Here is a 21,257-nt window from a genome sequence, read left to right on the forward strand (position 1 = left end):
ACAGAAATATTAACTTATTAAAATGAATACAGTATGAAGAAGTTATGTTTAGCTGCCATGGCCCTATTTGTGCAGATGGCAACCGTAGTGGGGCAAGCGCCTTTCACACCGCAGTATAACGAAAAAGAGGTTTTCAAAAACGAAGATGTGATCTTCCGCCAGATCGATGCGCACACCTGGGTAGGCTCCGGGCATCTGATGGCCAACGAGTCCTTGTATCTGATCGAAGGCGACGAGCGTGCTATCCTGATAGACGCGGGCACGAAGATTGCCGACCTGGATAAGATCGTGGCCAAGATCACCTACAAACCGGTTACGCTGATGGCCACCCATGTACATCCCGACCATACGGGCGAGCCCGTCAACTATTTTCCGGAGATCTATATCAACGCAGGCGATATGGTGAATGTGGCACAGATGATGGGCGACTACAAAGGAGAGATCAAATACCTGCGCGATGGCGAGGTGATCGACCTGGGAGGTCGCCAGATAGAGGTGATCTTCACACCGGGACATACACCGGGGTCTACTACCTTTTTCGATAAGGCGGCGGGCTATGGCTTTAGTGGCGACGCGTTCGGATCGGGCAATCTACTGTTGGGCACCAATTTCTCTACCCTGTTGATCACCTGCCAGCGCACCGGCGAATATATGCAGAAGAACAATATCCGGCATTTATATCCGGGCCATTATATGGGTTCAAACCTGGAAACGCCCAAACGCGTGAGCGATATGCTGCAAATGTCGAAAGATATGTTAGCCGGAAAGCTAAAGGGAGAAAAGAACGATCGCGGCATGATGGGACTTAATCATGTACTGAATATGCACGGCGTTCGCATCAACTACGGCGAGAGCCAACTAAAATAAGCCCCTCTCCCAAAGCATACGAGAAAGCCATTACGGTTAATAAACAGGCCTGTAAGATAGAGTCCCTTGGAACTCGCTCTTACAGGCCTGTTGGTCTTTTAGTGTCTTTCACTAAAACAGTAACATAAGGGTGGATAACACAGTAACCACAATAATAAATTTACGATAGCTTTGCTCCGGCACTCTTTTTACGAACCAGATGCCAATAAGCGCGCCCACCACCATAAACGGGATGGATAAGGCATTGAGAAAAAGAGATGCCATAGAGATGTTTTCCCAGGCAAAAACCTGTAACGGTATCTTCAGGTAGTTGACCACCAGAAAAAACCAGGCGCTTGTGCCCACGAAACTATATTTCGGCAAACGCATAGAGAGCAGATAAACAGCCATAACAGGGCCAGCCGCGTTACCAATCATGGTTGTAAAACCACCCATCAAACCAAACAACGGTGCATACCACCATTTGGAAAAGAGACTACTCTCTTTCCCGGTACGCTCGGTCCAGAACATCACCCCGATACCGAGAAAAATACAGAAAGCCATCAACCGACGGAATTCCTCGGGCGGAATGATCTTATCGACAGCCAAGGCGATGAAAAATCCGGCTATGGCAGCAGGAAGCAGCTTCCAGATGTATTTCCATTCCGCCGTTCGCCGATAATAGGCAACAGCGATCAGATCCGAAAAACAAAGCATAGGCAGGATCAGTCCTGTAGAAGGTTTAGCACCAAAATTGATCGCCATCAAAGGGATAGCTAATAGAGTGATACCCTGTATGCCCGTTTTCGACATACCGATCAATAGAGCACATACGAAAAGTAAGATCCAATCGTATGGCGTATTCATCCATAAAGATAAATCCGGCATTTCTATTTCTAATAGTTAATATAAAGACGGAATAAGCTCCAATAAAACTCAAAACAGCTTCTAACAAAAAAGCGGTACAAAGAAAGCTTATTTTCCAAAGCCAAACGCTACAAAATATTTTTTTCTCCTTCCTGCTTTTTGTTGATCAATGTCTATCAGCTACTTACTTCCGTTCATTTTCTCGATAGGTTTATCTCGAAAATATTTCACCAATTTTTCTTGCATAATCCAAAATAATACCTACCTTTGCATCCGCAATCGAGAGCGATAGCAATCTAAAAACAAATTTGGTGTGGTAGTTCAGTTGGTTAGAATACCTGCCTGTCACGCAGGGGGTCGCGGGTTCGAGTCCCGTCCATACCGCCAATAGATTTAGAAAATCAAAGAAGAGTCCTGATATTCTGTTGAATATCAGGACTCTTTCTTTTTGTATACTCTAGCAAAAAATTTATACGCTTTCTAAAGATCCGCTTAGACTTTGGTTAGCTTAGCCAGGTAGTCGTAATGTTCTCCTTCCTTTATCAATTCTGTTTTGAAGCCATTTGCGGAGGCATAAAGTTGTAGAGTTTGGAAGTCAATATACAGCCAGTCGAATGTTTCGCCTTTTATATCTTTATATTGCATTTGAAAGTCTATCTGCCCATAATAATCCCCTGCCATATCAATCAAAAAACTGCCATCCTCTTCTTCATAAAGATATTTCAGATCGCTGGAATCCATCAAGATACATCCGTCGGGGGTAAGCAGTTGCTTCATTCGTTGAAAGAATTGTGGCATATTTTCTATGCGTCCAATGATACCCGAGCCATTCATCAGCATAAGTATCGTATCGAATTTTTCCTGGAATTGCTCGTCGAACAGATTTACCAGACGTACGTCTTTTACCCCACGCTTTTTCATCACATCGACCGACAAGGGAGAGACATCAATGGCGCAAACCTCTTTTTCGGCCTCCTGAAGCGCCAAAGCATGGCAACCGCTTCCAGCACCGACATCCAGGATTTTTCCGGTGGCAAGTTGTAAGGCAGTCTTTTCCAATACCGGCATTAACTTGAATGGACGGAACAGCTGTTTCACTGGGATTTCATCTTCATCGAATTGGGATGAGAAAACACGCAAACGATCAGCCTTTTTGTGGTTGTAATAATCAGCTATAGCAGCACCCATAGGGTCTTTTTCTGTTGTCAATAGATTGTTGTTCATGAGTCGAGATGTATAATAATAAAGACAAAAATAGTCAATAGTTTTTATTCCGTATCTTTGTGACAAAATATAGCGCATAGAAAGAACATCACATTAAACAGAGATACAACATGAAGGTATTACTTATCAACGGAAGCCCCAAACGCGAGGGCAATACATTTGTTGCCTTGTCGGAAGTGGCTAAGGTTTTGAATGCCGAAGGAATCGAAACCTCCATTCTTTCCATTGGCTCCAAAGCTGTGCAAGGATGCATCGCCTGCTATAAATGTAAAGAATTGGGGCGGTGTGTGTTCCAGGACGAACTGTATAATCAAATACGCCAGGCTGTCATAGAGGCTGATGCCCTTGTTATCGGATCGCCCATATTCTATGGCGCGCCAAACGGCTCGCTTTGCGCTTTGCTCGACAGACTATTCTATTCCTGCGGGCAACACATGCAATACAAACCCGGCGCATCTGTCGTAGTATGCCGTCGTGGTGGTGCCAGTGCCGGTTTCGACCGTCTGAACAAGTATTTTACCATCAATAATATGCCGATCGTACCATCGCAATACTGGAACAGTGTGCATGGCTTGACACCCGGAGAGGCTTCACAGGATGCCGAAGGACTACAAACGATGCGCACATTAGGGCGTAATATGATATGGATGATGCGTAACCTGAAGAACGGCGAAATACCCATACCGCAGCTGGAAGAGCAAGTGGCAACGAATTACATCAGATAATACAATATATTTTTTCTCACCCGCATGAGAATTTTTTCTCATGCGGGTGAGAATTTTTTTACATGCTTTTTAGGGGCTGAGAAAAGATGCCTATTTTGGATAACCATATCCGAAATAGGCATTGTATCTTTGGCGTATGAATCAAGCAGACAAACAATACTGTCAGAGTTGTGGGATGCCTCTCCGTTTCGATGTGGAGGAATACCTGGGTACGAATTCCGATCATTCCCGTAGCGATGAGTATTGCTATTATTGCCTGAAGGGCGGGGACTATACAGTAGATATCCCTATGAGCGAAATGGTGGATATCTGGGTGAAGTACACCGATAAATACAACTGGTACTCCCATACGAACTATACCCCGCAGGAATTAAGAACTCTACTGAGTAAACGGCTTCCCACCCTAAAACGTTGGCGGCAAAAGGAAGAAACCGAAAGCCTGCATCAGAAGGCGGTTAGTCAGGTTAAGGCATATATTGATAAGAACCTTTTCGCTACTCTTGATCCCGAACAGCTGGCCGCTATGGCTACTCTTTCTTTCTTTCACTTCCGGAAGGTATTCAGGAATACGACCGGGGAGAACGTCGGTACATACATTCAACGCCTGCGGTTGGAGTACGTTGCCCATCTGTTGATTGCGACGGATCAGTCTATTGGCGACATACAACAGCAAACGAATTATGAGACGAAGTTCAGCCTGGCAAAGGCATTCAAGAAGCACTTTGGTATTTCTATGTCAAATTATCGAACGAAGTACCAATCGGTAAATACACTGGGAATGCCGGGCGATCTGCCTATCCCTGAGATCCGCCGAATCAATACGCTAAATACCATCTGCCTGGATGTGAATGGTGCTTTCAGAAACGCCCATACCTATCAGGCCATTTGGGAACAATTGAAACGCTACAAAGAAAAGTATCAGTCAAAGACCGCAAACAATCACTTTATAAGCATCAGTCAGGATAACCCACAGGTTACATCACCTGATCTGCGCCGCCTGTACATTGGTTTTATAACAGATGAATATACCTCACTGGAAGGTAAATTCACTCCGCAAGAGATCTCTGGCGGTATATATGCCGTCTTTACACATCAGGGCAGTTATTCCCAATTGCCAAACTTATACAAAACAATCCATGAGCAATGGCTCCCTCATAGCCGGTATATCCAGAAACATCCACTCTCTTTCGAGGTTTACCTCAATACGCCCGATGAGGTGGCAGAAGAGGAACTCATTACAGAGGTTTATATACCCATAGATAAAGGTTAATAATAAAATAATCATGCCATTATGTTAGAACTCCCCGAAGTAATCACCCTCAGCAGACAAGTGAACGATACCCTGAAAGGAAAAACAATCACGCAGGTATTCAACGCCACCAAGCCGCATAAGTTTACCTTCTATAACAGCGATCCGTTGGAATACGGTAAACTATTGACAGGCAAAACCATCCTATCCTCGCAAGGCTACGGTATGTTTGTCGACTTCCTCTTGTCGGACCAGGTAATGATGAATATCGGTGACGGAGTAAATGTTCGTTACTATGAGCCGGGCAGTAAAATACCTGCCAACTATCAACTGTTACTGACGTTTGATGATGAATCTTTCCTTGTCTTCAGCGTTGCCATGTATGGCTTTATCAATGCCTATCCCGATGGCACTATCGACAATAAATACTATACGCTAAGCAAAGAAAGCATCTCCCCGTTAAGCGATCGATATACCCCGACGCAGTTCGAGAGGCTATTCTCGGAGGCAAAGAAAACACTTTCGGCCAAAGCCCTCCTTGCCACCGAACAACGCATCCCCGGTGTTGGCAACGGTGTAACGCAAGACATACTGTTCAATGCCCGCATCAACCCAAAACAAAAGGTCTTAGCTTTATCTGACCTCAAGAAAGAAACCTTGTTCAATTCCCTAAAAGAAACCTTACAGGAAATGACTTTCGAGGGAGGACGAGATACACAAACCGACCTTTACGGCAATAATGGCAATTACCAAACCATCCTGTCGGCTAAGACATGGAAAAACGGTTGCCCTTCGTGTGGTAGCGCCATTGTAAAAGAAGCTTATCTGGGAGGATCGGTTTATTATTGCCCGGCGTGTCAACCATTGTAAGAGTTATCGATAAGGCTCCACGTCACACTCAGCTTCATTTTAGCCACTCCTGCCGGCAGTGTCATCTCCCGTAGATACTTTTGACTCTTTCCAAATGGGCATATATTTTATTCCGACCTATATACACCTATTACTCAGCCACCTTTACGCAAAGCATTTTGGATTGGTCACGGATTAAGAGTTTGCCGTCGGCAAGTGCTATAGGCGCCCAGTTCTGTGTGCCTGCTTTAAACATCTCTGCTTTGGCAAGCTGCTTAAAGCCTTTTGGGTCTGGCTCTATCAGGTAGAGGCTATTGAGACCGTCGGTTGCCAGCAGCAATCCGTCGGCCAGGATCATACTGCCCCGGTCGAAATTGGGGTTGCGCGAAGTCTTCCACATGATATTTCCCTCCATATCCATGCACATCAAACCATCACGCTTCTGATTCGTACGATACATCGCATAGAAATAGCCATCCAGAAGAAGCGCCGGCTTCGTTTGGTCGCCAAACTCCAAGGTGGTGAATAGTTCCGTGGTGTCAAACCTGCCGTCTGCTTTCTTATTGACCTGTATCATCGTCGCTCCCCGGTCGTACCCGCCAACAATCAACAATTTGTTGTCGCCGGCATCCACCGGACACGGTACAGAAATGACACATTCCCAATTGGCATAATCCCATAATATCTTCCCGTCTTTCGGATCGATTCCAACCACATGGCCCTTTGTAAGAGGAGCATCCCGGTCTGTATATGGGTTTGTAGATGAAGCAACCCACACCACCTGATCTTCGCCATGAATCTTCAGGACTTTCGGACTCACATAGCTGGTATTGCCAATCTTGGGAGTTTTCCATACCACATCACCGGTGTGTTTATTATACGCTACCACGCCGGCATCCGGCGCTTGCGAGGCTATGATTAAGAGATCATTATAGATAACCGGGCATTGGGATATAGCCCACATGGGTATCGCCTCTCCCCCAAAGTCTTTCCATACATGTTTATTCCAAACCGGTTGGTGGGTAGTGGTATCAAAGCAATACAAATCGCCGTTCAATCCACAGGAATAGACATAATTGGCATCAACAATCGGAACACTTCGTGAACCGGGAAACGGAACTTCGCCGGGTGAGTTGTAGACAAATTTCCAGATCTCTTCGCCCGTCTGCAGATGAAAGCAACGCATGATATCGCCCACTTCATCATCTCGATCCAAAAGATAGACCTTGCCGTCTTTCACCACAGGACCGCCATACCCCGCTCCCACATCGACCGACCATAGTATTTCCGGGCCGCTCTCCGGCCAGCTCTTTAACAGCCCCTTTTGAGGAGAGGTGTGATTCCTGTTCGGCCCCAGAAACTGCGGCCAGTCCTGCGCTTCGATTGGCAGACAAAACAAAACAAAAAAAGTAACGATCATGGTTACTTGAAAATAGGTTGCTCTCATACGACTCTATATATTACACGTTTGGAAAGTAAAAAACACACTCCGTGATGTAAAAATAGATTTTTCTCTACGTCATCGTGTGACTTATTTCTTTAAAGCGAAAAAACACACGATGAAAGCGAATAGCAGATCCTACTATCTTATTTTTTTAGGGAACATCTTACGAAAACGCACCAGATAAGCCTGTATATTACTTCCACCCACGACCAGCGACACGGCAAGTATGATCAGTAGGATACCCGCAACAAGGCGCGCCGTTAGGGTTTCACCGAAGATGGTAACACCAAAGAATACAGCCGTGACAGGTTCGAGTGCTCCGAGAATAGCCGTTGGCGTGGAGCCAATATACTGCACAGCACTGGTGGTACAGGCAAACGATATGGCCGTCGGAAAAACAGCGAGTGCTACAAGGTTAAGCCATAGATACCATTTATCGGGATCCGGTATTATAAGGCTTGCTCCGAAATCAACTCGTACGAGAAACAACGACAGACCAAACAATAAGACATAGAATGTCACCTTGAGCGTAGGCACATTTTTCAACATCGGACGGTTCACTCCCACAATATAAACAGCATACGAAAGGGCGGAAACCATTACAAGCAATGTACCTGTCAGGCTAAGTGTGGAGCCATCTCCTCCTTTATAAAGCAGGCCTATTCCTCCGAGTGTCATCAATATGCAAAGCCCCGTTAGTGGGGTAACTTTCTCCCGGAATAAGAGCGCCATAATCAATGCAACCATGACCGGATAGACAAACAATAAGGTCGATGCAATTCCGGCATCCATATAGTTGTAACTCTGAAACAGGCAGAGCGATGAAACAGCAACCAATAACCCCATAACTACCAGCGGCAGTATCTCTTTCCGTCTGATCGCAAAATGATGTCCTCGCGCTTTAATCATTACCCCCAGAATAGGAATAGCTGTGAGATAACGAAAAAACAAAACCGAATCAGGGTTCATCCCGGCTTGGTAAAGCGGAAGAGCGAACAGGGGATTCATCCCGTATGTAGCAGCTGCAATAGCGGCTAATAAATATCCTTTTGCCTTTGTGTTCATAGCTGAAAATTGGAAGGCAAAGATAGGCAATTATTAGCTACTAACCGGGGGTATACTGCCTAGGGAGTGCCCAGGGGGTGTCTATATACTTTTTACATATTTTTTACATATTTTTTATATGGTTAGTACGTAGGCACCATGTAGACACCATGTAGACACCATGTAGGCACCCCCTAGGAAGCCCCTAGGAAGCCCCTAAATTTACCATAGCGTTAGTTAATTACCCTAAATAAAATCCTATTTCTCGGCTTATCACTATCAAAAAGAGTCTTATTTCGGGAAATAAGTTACTTTTTGATAGTTAAATACAAATTTGTTAAGAATTTCGTTTTATATATTATTAACATATGACCTGATCTAAAGTTTTGCCATTTTGAAAAAAGAGCTTTCTCAAAACTTAACCCTCGACTTACCACCTTTCTTTTATACACAACTGATTTACAGGCTGCTGTCTGTAGCAATACTTACTATTCCCTATTCGAGCCGGCTACTACCCCTTTCCTTACTAAACGGATGTCGGTACGTTTGATGTATTCAATTACAAATTAAAACGATTATCATGAAAATCAACAGACGAAATTTCTTAGGGATGGTCGGTACCGGTGCAACGGTATTAGGCGTAGGTCCTTTGGTGGCAAACAATTTGGTCTCTTTGGCCGGCGAGGGAATGCATGTGCAATCCGTGCAGAAAAAAGGGGACACGGTGATCCTGCTTGCACATCCTGATTTTGCCAAATCGAAAGCGAACAAAGCATTGATCAATGCCGTTAAAGACAATGCGGATGTGCGGGTCGTTGAGTTATACACAGCGCCCTTTACCCTTGAGCACTATAAGCCGATTATTTCAGCCGCTAAAACAATTGTCTTTCAATTCCCTTTCTACTGGGCAAGCGCTCCTTCGATGCTGAAAAAATGGTGTGATGAGATATTGATGGGATTAACAAACGAGGTGAAAGGAAAGAAATTATTGGTCGCCACCACCACCGGTTCCGAACAGGATGCCTATCGTTCGGGCGGCAGAAACCAGTACACCCTGGACGAATTGCTTCGCCCTTACCAGTTATTGGCTAACCATTCCGGCATGATCTGGCAAACTCCCTTTGTGGTCTATGGAGCCTCTTTGCCTGATGCCGACAAGCGTATCAAGGCCGGCGCCGCATCGTATAAAGAAATCATTCATGCACTCTGATTATGAAAAATAAAATAAATAAAATAGGGCTGTCTCTCTGTATGATGATAATGGCTCTGCAAGCGATAGGACAGGTCACCATTCAGGTGGCCAAGGTAGATAAATTAGACCATACCGTTTATCTCTACCGTGATACCACCCGAAGCATAGACGGCTATGCCGGTATGACGGCGCCGATGTTTATGATCTATCCCGACACGCCACTCAGTGAAACGGAGGCGAATGCTTTGATAAACGAGCTCGAAATAGGTGAATTAGTCGTGAAGTATGCAGGCAGTGTAGGCGTGATCAATCCGGTGGGTAAAACTTATGACAATAAAGCCGACCTGGAAGCCTATAAGGCTTTTATTAACCGGATGCGCAATATCTCCAACCTGAAGATCATCGGTATCGGCCGGGGAGCCACCTTTGTTAATAATGTCATATCGCGGAATGCGGCGGAGGTAGCCGGTATATTCACCTACGGTGGCACGATGAAGGGTAAGACGGCGAGCCATATACCGGTTCCTGCCTATATCAGTCAGGGCAACCGCTCCCTTGCATCCTATTACGCCAAAGCCAACGACGCGGTCGAGGTAAAGAGAGACGAAGCGCATATCTATTATATCAACGATCGGGAACCCCTTCAACAGGTGGTGCTGAGCCTGAACAAGAAAGCCAGTCTGAAAGAGGCATTTGCCGATGCCTGGAAGACATTGTTATCGAAAAACTACCGGTTCAGCAATTACAAACATACCAGTTATATGGGCGCGCAGTTTGGCCAATATGGTAATTATGAACTGGAGCCCTATCTGATACTGGACGAGTTGGGAGTCAGTCGCAAGACGGTTAAGAAGTCACCGAGTGGCGGGCAAAACCTACCGGGCAGCGGTCTCTTTTTCTGGTATGAATACCTTCCGGAAAAGGCTGCGAATGCTCCGAAAGGAAGCGTTCCTCTGGTGGTATTGTTGCATGGAAACGCCAACGACAACCGCACACAAAGCGAAACGGGCGGTTTCATTGAGATTGCCGCCGAAGAGGGCTTTATCGTGGCAGAGATCGAATGGCAGGGCGCCGGTCCCAATCGTTCGGAATTATTCCTTGGGTTGGATGGTATTGAATATGTCGTTTACGATGTGATGCAGACCTACCCGCAAATTGATCCTTCCCGCATTTATGTACAAGGCCTTTCGGCCGGAGGCATGGCTTCTGCCGCGCTGGGCATCAAGAAGAGCCACCTGTTTGCAGCGGTAGGCGGACATTCCGGGGCTATCTTCGACAGATGGACATTCGGTTCCTCCTATCAATCCCTTCGTGACGAGGCGACTCAAAAGGCGGGTTATGTGCAGATGCCTTATTTCCTTATTTCGGGAACGGCCGATGATGTGGTACGATTCCCTACGGTCGAAAATCATCAGAACAACCCCTATCACAATGCCATACGGGTCTATCAGCACCTGAATCAAATTCCCGAAACAGCGATCGACTTCGCAGCCGAACCGGTTTTGGGCATGAAGATGCACAAACGCGAAACGATCCTCACCAATAAACATCTGACATTAGAGATCGGCAAACTCTATAAAGGAGATATGCCGCTTATACAATTCACAGCGATCATCGATTACGGGCATTGGAATTACCGCCCGGCAGCTCAAATGATGTGGGACTTTTTCAAACAATACTCCCGTGATCCGGAGACGAAAAAGCTGATTTATCACCCCCAATAACGATGTTCTAAGTTTGGCTTTCGTTGGCCCCTTTCTCTTTCGAACCGCGCAGGTACATGGAAGGGGCCATGCCAAACTGCTCTTTGAAACAACGGCTGAAGTAATGAGGGTCTTTCATACCCACCTTATAGGTGATCTCACTGATATTATATTCTCCATCAACCAGAAACTCCATCGCTCGCTTCATGCGGAAGATTTGCATATACCTGTTGGGGGTATATCCCGTAACCCCTTTTACCTTACGGAAAAAGGCCGAACGCCCCAGATGTAACCTGGCGGCAAAATCGTCAATTGTAAAGTCCGGATTGCTTAATTCTTCCTCCATAATCTGATTTAATTTGCCGGCAAACTTCTGATCTAACTGGGTAGAGGAAAGCGCCGGATTCATCACGACAGGATCCTTTAAAAACTTTTCACGCAACAGCTCCCGCTGTTCTATCAACTGATAGATACGAGCCAATAAGAGCTTTAGGCTGAAAGGTTTGGTCACGTAGGCATCCGCTCCGCTTTTCGTTCCTTCCAATTGGTTTTCGGGGGTATTCATCGCGGTCAATAGAATGATTGGAATGTGACTGGTTGCAAAATCGCCTTTCAACTGCCGCGTGACTTCAAAACCATTCATGCCCGGCATCAAGACATCACAAAGAATCAAATCGCCATCAAAATGCTTCGCACATGCCAGCCCGGACGTACCATCGGTAGCCGTTATTACCTCAAAATAATGGCTCAACTCTGTTTCCAGGTATTTGTTTACATCCGGATCATCTTCGATCAATAGGATCTTTTTCTTATTGGCTCCGTCGAAGGCAGAAAAATCAGGATCAGAAGCAATATCTCGTTCTATCTTGTCTTCTATCGCCTCATCCTCCAAGAGCACTTCCCCTATCCTACCCTGCGGATAAGCGGTAACAAAGTCGCTCTCTTCATATAAAGAGTTATCCAAAGGCAAAAAGACAGTAAACACAGAGCCACCCCCTTCGTTCTCCTGGTACATGATATTTCCCTTATGGACATAGACCAACTCCTGCGTCAGGTGAAGCCCCACGCCTACACTATCTTGCGCAAAACTGCTCTGCATAAAACGGGAGAACAGCTCGGATTGCTTCTCTTTGGGAATACCGATGCCCGTATCGCGCACGGCCATCACCAGCTGATTGTTTTCCTCTTCGATATGGAGAGAAAAAACAACACTTCCCTCGTTGGGCGTATATTTGCAGGCATTGGAAAGAAGGTTGTAAATGATTTTATCCAACTTCTCTCCATCGAAGTACATCATATAATGCGGTACAGATGATTCAAAGCGGTAATCCAGATTCTTATTGTGAGCAGCCTCTTCAAAATGCAGGAATATCTCCCGAATAAAAGGAATAATATCTTTCTGTTCCAATTGCAGTTTCAACTTATTGTTTTGCATCTTCCGGAATTCCAACAGTTGATTGATCAGCCTCAACAGCCTATCGGTACTTTTGCTCATCAGCCGGATAGGATAATCCATCTCCTTGGAAGCGACGCCCATCTCTTCTATCTTTTCCAGCGCCCCTTTGATCAGCGAGAGAGGCGTACGGAATTCATGCGATATATTGGTGAAGAACATCAGTTTATATTCCGTCAGTTGTTTTTCCACCTGGACACGGTTCTGCAGCCGTTGGTAATGCCTTGCCAAACGGAAAGCCACATAAAGAAGGATCATAAGAAGAATAACATAGAGCGTATACGCCAGTGGTGATTTCCAGTAGGGCGGCTTAATCACGATCTCCAGACGTGCCTCCTCTTCACTCCAAATCCCGGCAGAGTTACAGGCTCTCACCCGTAGGTGGTAGGTTCCGGGATTTAACATTTTGTAAGCGGCAAAATTCAGCGTTGAAGGAGTACTCCAATCCGAATCGAAAGGCTCCAGTTTATAGGTATATTTCGCACTATTTATCATTGAGTAATCAAAAGAAGAGAAATCGACTACAAAGGAATTCTGGTCATATTTCATTTGAATCTTGTCCGTATAGGCAATGGATCGCGTCAAAGGAGAGCCCTTCTCGTTCGGACGCATAGAGATACCGTTTATCTTCAGGTCGGTCAGCTTTATGTCCATAAAAGCATCGGGCGACTTTATCTTCCCCGGATCGATCATAAGCACACCATGACTCGTTCCAAAGAGCAAGCGACCATCCGGCAACCGCAACACACTGCTTTCCGTAAACACATTCTCCTGTACGATGTTGGAAAAGAAAAAATTCTCAAATGTCCGGCTGTCGGGTGAAAAGCGCGACATACCATATTCCGTGGCTATCCAGAGCTCACCCTCCTGATCTTCCGCAATAGACTGCACCACATTGTTCACCAATCCGTCGCTCGTTGTATAATGGCTAAAAGTTAGCTGATCATACCCCTTATCGGCATCACACAAAGCCAGTCCACCACCGATCGTGCCGATCCACATCCGTTCACGGCTGTCATACAACATATAACGAATCGCATTCGCGGGCAAATCACCCTTATTGAAATCATAATGATGATACTTTTCCGGAGAAGCAATCAATGAATCGGGATGAAAAACATAAAGCCCATCGTCGGTACCCACCCACATCCAGTTGTTCTTATCGCTCACAATATGACGGATATTACTCTGTTTTATGCTTTTTGTCATAAAACGTTGAAAAGAATACCTTTCCTCTTCCGATTTGAGCCAAACCAATCCGCCGTTCAACACCCCCATCCAGATCCGTTCTTTATAATCGCGGAAGAACTGGAACACCTTTGCGGCAGGCAGTTTGTAAGGAGCTTTCCCCTTTGCATACCACTTCCCATGAATTAATGCCCCATGTCCGCGGGTGCCATACCACTCCTGCCCATCAGGCTCTTCCATAAGCGCGTAAACACTGGATGGGAAACGTTTTGTTTCCAGGATATTGGTCAAGCCACTGTCATATCTGTATAAATTGCAGTCACGGTTTCCGATCCATATCTCCCCATTACGCTTCTGTTCGATCAAGCGAATCGCGTTATTATTGTCCATAACGCTTTTATCTTCCGGATAGAAATAGGTAGCCCTGTCATTCAACACGGTCAGTCGCGACACCCCCGCCGACTCGGAGGTAACCCATATCCCACCCGAACGATCCTCCATAATAAAGGCCAATGAGTTAGAACATATATGATTCAGTCCGTCGATCTGATAGGTAAAATGCCTAATCTCATCCGCTTCGGGATTATACACATAAAGTCCGCAACCAAAGGTGGCTATCCAAAGCCATCCCCGGGAGTCCAGCATGATTTTACACCATTGATCCGTCACCCTGTCGCCAATCGGAATATGAAAATCCTTCTTCTGCCCCGTTTCGATATTGATATACCGAACCAGCCCCTGCGTGTCGTATACGCATATATTGCCCTGTTTGTCGCTGGTCTTTCGCCCTTGGGCTATCTGAAACAGGTCATTGGGTACAGTCTTCTCTTCCGATAAATGAAAAACATGCCCTTGTAATGAGGTTAAGATAACCCAGCTATCATGATACGGGAAGCTATCGGTAATATCCTCCTGCACCTCTTTCGAAGTCAGCTGCTCGACGAACTCGACCCGATCACCCTCCGAGACCTTGTAGATAGCACCATCCACCGAAAGTAAAAAGACCTCATCACCATAGGGTATCATATCATAGAAAGCGATATGCCTGTCGATAAACAGATTCACATCGTCCATCACTTTCACCAGGCCACTGTCTGTACAAATCCATATATTCCCTTGTAAATCCTCTTTGACCTGCCGGACATGATTGGAAAGCAGTTTGCCGTTCTCCACATTGTATTCGGTAGATTCCAATTTTCCCTCTTTATAAAAGACACGCCGGCATCCCTGTCGGGAATGCCATAACCAACTATCGCCATTCGATGCCTCCATACGGGTCGAATAGGATTTTCTCGGCTCGCCGGGTTGGGTAAACTCCACAAAACACTCATTCTCCAAATCATAACAGTTGAAGTATTCGGGCGAGAGGCGAATCCATAGAAAATGATTTTTATCTTCCGTCACCTCGCGGATATGGCGATCGGTCAAGGAGGGTTTGTCTCCTTTTTCGGGTACAAAAGTCACAAAAGAGTGACCGTCATAACGCGTGAGTCCGTTCAGCGTACTCATCCACAAAAAGCCTTTGCTGTCTTGAAAAACATGACGGACAAAATTGTTCCCCAATCCATCGTTTGATGTGATAAAAGTAGAACGGACATCAACTGAGGCCTGTATATCCGATGGCGCAAGAGGATATAACAAGACGCTCAAAAGTAGAGCGCAAAAAATAAGGCGGTTTTTCATAAGGTGTTATAACTGTATAGATCTATAGCAAAACAAAGATAATAAAAAAGCGAATTGATAAACCCTATATGAAACAAAACAGGAAATAAAACAGCAAAATAGAGGGAAAAGAAATATTTGTTTTATGGTGGAATCTTGGTAAGACAGGTTTGTTTATATCATTTTATGACTTACATTTGCAATAAGAAAACGTAATGCAGGTTTTAAATGAGAACACAATTATGTAAAGGCTTTGTTGGGATTCTTTGTCTACTAGGAATGCTAACAACCGGCTGCCAAACCGGAACCAGGAAAAATGCAGAGAATGATATCAAGTTCAAGACGATTGATATAGAAAAGACCTATCATCTTTTAAACAATCCGGACAATCCGAATTGCGACTTCCACCTCAACTTCACCTATCCGACGGAATATGGCGATAAGGCCACCTTGGAAAAGCTCCAGTCGCTCTTTGTTTTCTCCCACTTCGGAGAAGCGTATGAAACGCTTTCGCCAGAAGAGGCCGCGGAGAAATACACCAAGGACTACCTGGAAATGTATAAAGAATTGGAGGAATACTTCAAAGAGGAATTGAAAAGCGCCGACGAAGAGGCGGTAGGTTCCTGGTATGGCTATTTCGAGACATCCAACAACGAGGTGGTATACAATAAAGGAGGCTTTCTTTCTTTTGTTGTCAGCTATGAAAACTATACCGGTGGGGCGCATGGAGCACATACGGTAAGGAATCATCTCATTGATCTGGAGCGTATGGAATTCCTGAAAGAGGAGGATGTGTTCGTAGAGAATTTCGAAAACGCGTTGGCACAACTCTTAGTGGAAGAGATCACAGCCAACAACAAACTGACCGATTCGAAAGAGTTGGAAGATATCGGCTTTTTCAGTGTAGAAGAGATCTATCCGAATGATAATTTCTACGCCGACGAAGAGGGTATCACCTATACCTTCAATGAATATGAGATTGCGGCCTATGTGGTAGGTGCCACCCAGGTGAAGCTGCCCTATGCGAAGATCAAACACCTATTGCAAAAAGAGAGTCCGCTCTTATCTATTATCGCCCCTTAAGGGAAGGAATCAGTTATCATGGAGAACACAGAAAAACAAATTATAGAATATACCGATCAGGAGATAAAAGAGATTGTGGAAACGCAGTTGGCGGCGATCTACCGCTATTTCCCGGAATTGAATGAAACGCAGAAAGAGCAGTTGGCGGCTCTCTATGCCTTATATGCCGACTGGAACAGTAAGATCAATGTAATATCCCGGAAAGACATCGTCAATCTGTATGAACATCATGTATTACATTCATTGGGCATTGCCAAGATGATCTCATTCAAGGCGGGCACCAACGTGATGGACTTAGGTACCGGTGGAGGCTTTCCCGGCATTCCCCTGGCGATCTTATTTCCCGAAGTACATTTTCACTTGATCGATAGTATCGGGAAAAAGATCAAAGTGGGGCAGGCGGTCGCCGAGGCGATTGGGCTAAAAAATATCAGCTTCCGACACTGCCGGGGAGAAGAGGAGAAAGGCGAGTTTCACTTTGCAATCAGCCGGGCGGTGATGCCATTGGCCGACCTGGTGAAGATTGTTCGCAAAAACATCAATCAGAAGCAACAGAACGCGCTGCCGAACGGATTGATCTGCCTCAAAGGAGGCGAGTTGCAGCATGAGATATTGCCTTTCCGCAAACAAGCAGACACCGTTTCGCTGGATAGCTATTTTAGCGAAGCCTATTTTAAAACCAAAAAAGTAGTGTACGTACCCCTATGATTACTGTTAAGTCATTCGCTTTTAATTATTTTTCCGAGAACACCTATATCCTTCATGATGATACGGGTGAGGCGGTAATTATTGACGGTGGTTGTTATTTCCCCAACGAGAAGCAGGAGGTGATGCACTACCTGACGACGAACGACCTGACGCTCAAACACCACCTTTGCACCCACCTGCACCTGGATCATGTGTTGGGCAGTTCGTTTATCGAACAGACCTACGGATTGAAGCCGAGGGCACACAAAGCGGAAACCGAACTGCCGTCGATGTCCGAACAGGCACGTATGCTCGGCTTACCGGTTCAATTAGACAATATACAGATAGAACAATATATCCATGGTGGTGAGAGTATCCCTTTCGGACATTCGGAACTGACCGCCCTGTTGGTTCCGGGACATTCGCCCGGCAGCCTGGCTTTCTACAATAAAAAGAACGGATACCTGTTTTCGGGCGATGCCCTGTTCAACGGAAGTATCGGTCGAACCGACCTGTGGGGAGGAGATATGGAGGTATTGGTCACAGCCATCAAAGACAAACTGCTCACCTTGCCGGACGAAACCATTGTCTATTCCGGCCATGGACCTGAGACCACCATTTATAACGAGAAAATGAATAATCCTTTTTTATAAACGCATAATAACTATAAAAAACTTATTTAGTTTATGGACACAAATAAATTTGCGAATCGCCACATTGGCATTACGGAGGAAGATATTCCTTCTATGTTGGAAACAGTAGGCGCGGAATCACTGGATCAGTTGATCGATCAGACCATACCATCGAATATTCGTCTGAGCGAACCGATGAACTTGCCGGAGCCTATGACAGAACGTGAACTGGCCGAACACTTAGGTGAGTTGGCTTCTAAGAATGAGATATTCACTTCGTATATAGGCATGGGCTGGTACGACACCGTTTGCCCGGCACCTATCCTACGCAATGTGTTTGAAAACCCTGTTTGGTACACCTCTTACACGCCTTATCAGGCAGAGATTTCCCAGGGTCGTCTGGAAGCATTGCTCAATTTCCAGACCATGGTTAGCGAGCTGACTGCGCTGCCGCTGACCAACAGCTCATTATTGGACGAAGCAACGGCTGCTGCCGAAGCCATCACCATGTTGTATGGTTCACGCTCGAGAGCGCAGGTAAAAGCAGAGGCCAACACAGTCTTTGTCGATGAAAAAGTATATGTTTCCACATTAGCCGTTATACACACGCGTATGCTGCCGCAAGGGATCAAGGTAGTTACCGGTAATTATCAACAATTCGAACTGACACCGGATGTTTTTGCCGCGATCGTACAATTCCCGAATGCCGACGGATCCATCGAAGACTACAAAGCTTTCATCGCGAAGGCGAACGAAAACGGCACAAAAGTAGCTGTAGCTGCCGACCTGATGAGTCTTGTATTGCTCACTCCTCCGGGAGAATGGGGTGCAGATGTGGTGTTCGGATCAAGCCAACGCTTCGGTATTCCGATGTTCTACGGCGGACCGTCTGCCGCTTATTTTGCCTGCAAAGAAGAGTATAAGCGCGCTATGCCGGGACGTATCATCGGTATTTCCAAAGATGCTTACGGGCATGAGGCTTACCGCCTGGCACTTCAAACGCGTGAACAGCACATCAAACGCGAGAAAGCAACCTCGAACATCTGTACGGCTCAGGCCCTGTTGGCTACGATGTCAGGCTTTTATGCCGTGTATCACGGTGCCGAAGGCTTGCGTAACATAGCCGAACGCATCCATGCCGCCGCCGGATTCCTCGCAGGCGAATTGGAAAAGCTTGGCTACAAGCAGTTGAACAAAAACTATTTCGATACACTAAAGATCGAACTGCCGCCTCATGTATCCGTGAATGTATTGCGCGAAATCGCCCTGGAGTGCAAGGTAAACCTCCGTTATTTCGAAGGAAGCGTGGTGGGTATCAGTCTGGACGAGACCACGATGACGACCGATATCGGCGTATTGCTTTACATTTTTGCCGGAGCTGCCGGAAAAGACTATATGCTCGAAGAGGCTATCCCAACGAAACATTATTTCGACGAGGCATTCGCGCGTACCTCTTCCTTCATGGAACAGGATGTGTTTAAAAAATACCGGACAGAAACCGAACTAATGCGCTACATCACCCGCCTGGGACGCAAAGATATTTCATTGGCTCAATCGATGATCTCCTTGGGATCATGTACCATGAAGCTGAATGCCGCCTCTGAAATGCTGGCATTGAGCCGTCCCGAGTTCCAGAATATCCACCCATACGCACCGGAAGATCAAACAGAAGGCTACAAAGAGATGATCGAAAACCTGTGTGCCTATCTGGCAGAGATCACCGGATTCAAGGGTGTCAGCCTGCAACCCAACTCAGGAGCAGCCGGCGAATATGCCGGATTGCGCGTGATTCGTGCTTACCTGGAAAGCATTGGTCAGGGACATCGCAACATTGTTCTGTTGCCGGCTTCCGCACATGGAACCAACCCGGCAAGTGCTATTCAGGCAGGATATAGTACCGTGACGGTGAAAACCGACGAAAACGGTAATGTTGACCTGGATGATTTCCGCGAAAAAGCAGAAGCGAACAAAGACAACCTGGCAGCGACCATGATTACCTATCCCTCTACACACGGGATATTCGAAGTATGTATCAAAGAGATGTGCGAGATCGTGCATAACTGCGGTGGGCAGGTGTACATGGATGGTGCCAACATGAACGCCCAGGTAGGTCTGACCAATCCGGGAACCATCGGTGCGGACGTATGCCACTTGAACCTGCATAAGACATTTGCTTCGCCTCACGGCGGTGGCGGCCCGGGCGTTGGTCCGATCTGTGTAGCCGGACATCTGGTGCCGTTTCTTCCCTCCCACCCGGTTGTATGGGGCAGTGAATTGAATACCGTTTCCGCAGCTCCTTACGGCAGTGCGGGTATCATCGCCATCACCTACGCCTATATCCGCCTACTCGGTGAAGAGGGATTAAGGATGTCAACCCAAATGGCTATCCTCAATGCCAACTACCTGGCGGCGAAGTTCAAAGACACCTATGGCATTGTCTATAGCGGTGCTACCGGACGCGTAGGGCATGAGTTGATCCTCGAATGCCGGAATGTAAAAGAGCGCTCAGGCATCGACGAAACAGATATCGCTAAGCGTTTGATCGATTTCGGTTATCACGCTCCTACCCTCTCCTTCCCGGTTCATGGCACACTGATGATCGAACCGACCGAAAGCGAAAGCAAAGCCGAACTGGATCGTTTTGTTGAGGTGCTCGACTGCATCTGGAAAGAGATTGAAGAGGTAGAGAAAGGCGAAGCCGACAAAGAAGATAATGTATTGAAGAATGCTCCACATCCGGAATACGAGGTAACAGCCGACGAATGGAGCCATCCTTACCCACGCAGCAAAGCGGCTTTCCCGCTGGAATGGTTGCATGAAGGCAAGTTCTGGGTCAATGTAGCCCGTGTCGACAATGCCTACGGCGACCGCAATCTGGTGCCGACCATTTGCGCTTGTAAAGGATAAGAAATAAAGCATAAGGAAAGGCACAGATTTCGCTGATTGCACAGTTTTATTTGTGGATAACAAACAAAAAAGACTGTGAAATTTGTGGGATCTGTGCCTTTTGTATTCTATGACCGCACGATGACTCTGTTATGTCACATAGAACCTGTTCATATAAATAGAGAAAGCTTTTATCAATACCTCGCAAAAAGCTTTGCAACGATCTGACAATTCCTTACTATTCGTAATACGTTATGACTTTTTCTGTAATTCGACCTGTGTAACCGGATGATACACAGCGCTTTTTTAGTTTTGACCGTTTCTTTGATAGAAACTTACAGAAAAGTAACAAAAAGACACATGTTTGTCTCTTTTGCCATAGTATAGAAGACAGCATGTATCATTAACACGACAACGTATCGAATGGGAGTATTATGTAAAAGATGGGGGTGGTCATGTGATTGTAATATCAAGAAGCCTGTAGTAGAAATTAAAAGACTGTATAAAGGGAAAACATGGGAAT

Annotated in this window: 15 protein-coding genes and 1 tRNA gene; 11 read left to right on the plus strand and 5 right to left on the minus strand. The window is 46.0% G+C overall.

What is annotated here, in order from left to right; all coding sequences use genetic code 11:
- Nucleotides 1-33: 33 nt before the first annotated feature.
- Entirely contained in the window at nt 34-867 is an 834-nt protein-coding gene (locus M2134_RS11635) for an MBL fold metallo-hydrolase (protein ID WP_280751241.1), read from the plus strand.
- Between the two features lie 111 nt (nt 868-978).
- Here the strand turns inward: M2134_RS11635 and M2134_RS11640 are convergent, their stop codons facing one another.
- On the minus strand, nt 979-1,734 hold the full coding sequence (locus M2134_RS11640) for a sulfite exporter TauE/SafE family protein (protein ID WP_280751240.1): 756 nt from the start codon (nt 1,732-1,734) through the stop codon (nt 979-981).
- Between the two features lie 289 nt (nt 1,735-2,023).
- Here M2134_RS11640 and M2134_RS11645 point away from each other — a divergent pair.
- Nucleotides 2,024-2,100: transfer RNA gene (locus tag M2134_RS11645), tRNA-Asp, on the plus strand.
- A 105-nt stretch (nt 2,101-2,205) separates the two neighbouring features.
- On the opposite strand, the gene M2134_RS11650 is transcribed toward M2134_RS11645, so the two are convergent.
- The gene (locus tag M2134_RS11650) at nt 2,206-2,937 is read right to left on the minus strand and encodes a methyltransferase (protein ID WP_280751238.1); all 732 of its coding nucleotides are present in this window, start codon (nt 2,935-2,937) and stop codon (nt 2,206-2,208) included.
- A gap of 110 nt (nt 2,938-3,047) precedes the next feature.
- Between M2134_RS11650 and M2134_RS11655 the strand changes: the two genes are divergently transcribed.
- The 3 genes from M2134_RS11655 to M2134_RS11665 all read left to right on the plus strand — a co-directional run bounded on the left by M2134_RS11655 (nt 3,048) and on the right by M2134_RS11665 (nt 5,781).
- Nucleotides 3,048-3,662 (plus strand): flavodoxin family protein, encoded by a 615-nt coding sequence (locus tag M2134_RS11655; protein ID WP_280751237.1) that lies wholly within the window; start codon nt 3,048-3,050, stop codon nt 3,660-3,662.
- A gap of 136 nt (nt 3,663-3,798) precedes the next feature.
- A complete protein-coding gene (locus tag M2134_RS11660; protein WP_280751236.1) occupies nt 3,799-4,932 on the plus strand; it encodes a GyrI-like domain-containing protein in 1,134 nt (377 codons plus the stop codon).
- A 21-nt stretch (nt 4,933-4,953) separates the two neighbouring features.
- Nucleotides 4,954-5,781: a DNA-formamidopyrimidine glycosylase family protein gene (locus tag M2134_RS11665; protein ID WP_280751235.1), complete on the plus strand. Its 828-nt coding sequence runs from the start codon at nt 4,954-4,956 to the stop codon at nt 5,779-5,781.
- Nucleotides 5,782-5,911: 130 nt separating this feature from the next.
- On the opposite strand, the gene M2134_RS11670 is transcribed toward M2134_RS11665, so the two are convergent.
- Both M2134_RS11670 and M2134_RS11675 read right to left on the minus strand, forming a co-directional pair.
- Nucleotides 5,912-7,207 (minus strand): PQQ-binding-like beta-propeller repeat protein, encoded by a 1,296-nt coding sequence (locus M2134_RS11670; RefSeq protein ID WP_280751234.1) that lies wholly within the window; start codon nt 7,205-7,207, stop codon nt 5,912-5,914.
- A gap of 135 nt (nt 7,208-7,342) precedes the next feature.
- On the minus strand, nt 7,343-8,269 hold the full coding sequence (locus M2134_RS11675) for a DMT family transporter (protein ID WP_280751233.1): 927 nt from the start codon (nt 8,267-8,269) through the stop codon (nt 7,343-7,345).
- Nucleotides 8,270-8,828: 559 nt separating this feature from the next.
- On the opposite strand from M2134_RS11675, the gene M2134_RS11680 reads away from it, so the two are divergent.
- Nucleotides 8,829-9,458 carry an NAD(P)H-dependent oxidoreductase gene (locus M2134_RS11680; protein ID WP_280751232.1) on the plus strand — a complete coding sequence of 210 codons (630 nt, stop codon included), beginning with the start codon at nt 8,829-8,831 and terminating at the stop codon, nt 9,456-9,458.
- Between the two features lie 2 nt (nt 9,459-9,460).
- Nucleotides 9,461-11,164, plus strand: a complete 1,704-nt coding sequence (locus M2134_RS11685; RefSeq protein ID WP_280758194.1) for a PHB depolymerase family esterase — start codon at nt 9,461-9,463, stop codon at nt 11,162-11,164.
- A gap of 7 nt (nt 11,165-11,171) precedes the next feature.
- On the opposite strand, the gene M2134_RS11690 is transcribed toward M2134_RS11685, so the two are convergent.
- Nucleotides 11,172-15,467, minus strand: coding sequence for a two-component regulator propeller domain-containing protein (locus tag M2134_RS11690; RefSeq protein ID WP_280751230.1), 4,296 nt, complete (start codon nt 15,465-15,467; stop codon nt 11,172-11,174).
- A gap of 207 nt (nt 15,468-15,674) precedes the next feature.
- Here M2134_RS11690 and M2134_RS11695 point away from each other — a divergent pair, with 207 nt between their 5' ends.
- From M2134_RS11695 to gcvP, 4 genes are read left to right on the plus strand one after another with little or no spacing between them, the layout of a single operon-like run.
- The gene (locus M2134_RS11695; RefSeq protein ID WP_280751229.1) at nt 15,675-16,529 is read left to right on the plus strand and encodes a DUF3298 domain-containing protein; all 855 of its coding nucleotides are present in this window, start codon (nt 15,675-15,677) and stop codon (nt 16,527-16,529) included.
- Between the two features lie 18 nt (nt 16,530-16,547).
- Entirely contained in the window at nt 16,548-17,237 is a 690-nt protein-coding gene (gene rsmG, locus M2134_RS11700) for a 16S rRNA (guanine(527)-N(7))-methyltransferase RsmG (RefSeq protein WP_280751228.1), read from the plus strand.
- Nucleotides 17,234-17,869: an MBL fold metallo-hydrolase gene (locus M2134_RS11705; protein ID WP_280751227.1), complete on the plus strand. Its 636-nt coding sequence runs from the start codon at nt 17,234-17,236 to the stop codon at nt 17,867-17,869. Before rsmG ends, M2134_RS11705 begins: the two co-directional genes overlap by 4 nt.
- Nucleotides 17,870-17,902: 33 nt before the next feature.
- On the plus strand, nt 17,903-20,755 hold the full coding sequence (gene gcvP, locus M2134_RS11710; RefSeq protein WP_280751226.1) for an aminomethyl-transferring glycine dehydrogenase: 2,853 nt from the start codon (nt 17,903-17,905) through the stop codon (nt 20,753-20,755).
- The last annotated feature ends 502 nt before the right edge of the window (nt 20,756-21,257 follow it).

Source organism: Parabacteroides sp. PM6-13 (assembly GCF_029892605.1).
Lineage (GTDB): Bacteria > Bacteroidota > Bacteroidia > Bacteroidales > Tannerellaceae > QVMG01.